At 61.2% G+C, this 1,591-nt stretch carries 2 protein-coding genes; both read left to right on the top strand.

Annotation, left to right across the window (positions count from 1 at the left end; translation table 11 throughout):
* The first annotated feature begins 231 nt into the window (after positions 1 to 231).
* A complete protein-coding gene (locus tag VL202_RS24780; protein WP_325466717.1) occupies positions 232 to 984 on the top strand; it encodes a cephalosporin hydroxylase family protein in 753 nt (250 codons plus the stop codon).
* Positions 969 to 1,520 (top strand): GNAT family protein, encoded by a 552-nt coding sequence (locus VL202_RS24785; RefSeq protein ID WP_325466718.1) that lies wholly within the window; start codon positions 969 to 971, stop codon positions 1,518 to 1,520. The genes VL202_RS24780 and VL202_RS24785 overlap by 16 nt, the downstream gene beginning before the upstream one ends.
* Positions 1,521 to 1,591 lie beyond the last annotated feature (71 nt).

Genomic DNA, 1,591 nt, shown 5'->3' on the forward strand with positions numbered 1-1,591 from the left:
TTACCGAGCAGGGCGGAAACCGCCACGCCTACGACATCCCCGAACGCGCCATCAACCTGCCCAGCTATCATGACATGACCGAAGACGAGATCGACCGGGTGGCGCGGATCGTGATCGACCTGGTCCATAGCCGCACCGCCGCCGAACCCCGCCCGGCGAAATCCGCCTGAGGCCGAAGTCGGCGACCCCCCGCAGGCATCAGAGCCGCATTGAAAGACAAAGGCCAATCCCATGACAGTCAAAGACGATCGCCAGGAATTCGAAGCGCACAAGGAAAAGATGTGCCTGGCGCTTGGCAGCGACAATGAGGCGTTTCGCCAATCCGTCGATGCCCTCGTCACCCTCGACAAATACGATTATTCCTATCTCTGGTCCTTCCTCGGCGTACCGATCATCCAGATGCCCGCCGATGTCATGGCGACGCAGGAAGTGATCTGGACCACGAAGCCCGACATCATCATCGAAACCGGCGTCGCGCGTGGCGGCTCGATGATCATGATGGCGGCGATGCTGAAACTGGTCGGCAAGGGAAAGGTGGTCGGCGTCGATATTGATATCCGCGCCCATAATCGCGCGGCGATCGAGACCCATCCGATGTCACCGCTGATCGAACTGATCGAAGGCCCCTCGACCGCGCCTGAAACGCTGGCCAGGGTCAAGGCCGCGATTCCAGCAGGCGCCTCGGTCATGGTGGTGCTGGACAGCGATCACAGCCGCGACCATGTGCTCGACGAATTGTGTCATTACGGCCCGATGGTGACCGAGGGCCAGTTCCTGGTCGTTGCCGACACGCTGCTGGGCCGGGTCGAAGCCGCACAGACGCCGACGAAGCGCTCCAAGATCTGGCATCCGGGCGACGAACCGCTGACGGCGCTGAACACCTATCTCGCGGAGACCGACCGTTTCCAGCCGGACGCCGTCCTCAACGGCAAGCTGGTGTTTTCCAGCTCCCCCGGCGGCTATGTCCGGTGCATCCGCAATTGAGCGAGACGCCGGCCAAGGAGAGGCGCATCATCCTTCGCCAGGCGGAGGATGGTGATTTCGCGTCATTGGCGGAAATCCGCCGTGACCCGTCAACTCAATCCATGCTGATGACAGTGGCGGATACCGTTGATGACGAGGCCGTGCGAAGCTGGATCGCGCGACGGTGCAGCGATGTGGACGGCGCGTTTCGGATCATCGCGGATGCAGCCAGCGACTGCTCGCTCGGCTTTGTTCAGATCAGTCAGGTGCATCGCCGCAATCGCCATGGCTATGGCGGTCTTGCCCTTTGCCCCGGCGCGCGCGGACGCGGGCTTGGGCATGAAACAGTGCATCTGCTGCTCAGCCTCGCCTTTGAAGAACTGGGCCTGGACAAGCTCATGCTCGAAGTGCGGGAAGACAATGTCGTCGCGCTCGGCATCTATGGGGCGGCCGGATTTCGCCATGTCGGAAGACTGGAGAAACATTTCCGCGACAAAGATGGACAAGTGTATGACGTTCTGCTTCTCGAACGGCTGTTCCACGCCCAGCAATCCTGAAAAGCCGCTTGATACTACTCGAGGAACTCCTTCCAACCGATCGTTCCCGAGCGGATCATCCTCGCACCTTC

This window comes from Pararhizobium sp., from assembly GCF_035497515.1.
GTDB lineage: Bacteria > Pseudomonadota > Alphaproteobacteria > Rhizobiales > Rhizobiaceae > Pararhizobium.

Bases quoted from the DNA above. Each gene is read 5' to 3' on its own strand.
- VL202_RS24780 (WP_325466717.1), top strand. From the start codon at position 232: ATGACAGTCAAAGACGATCGCCAGGAATTCGAAGCGCACAAGGAAAAG.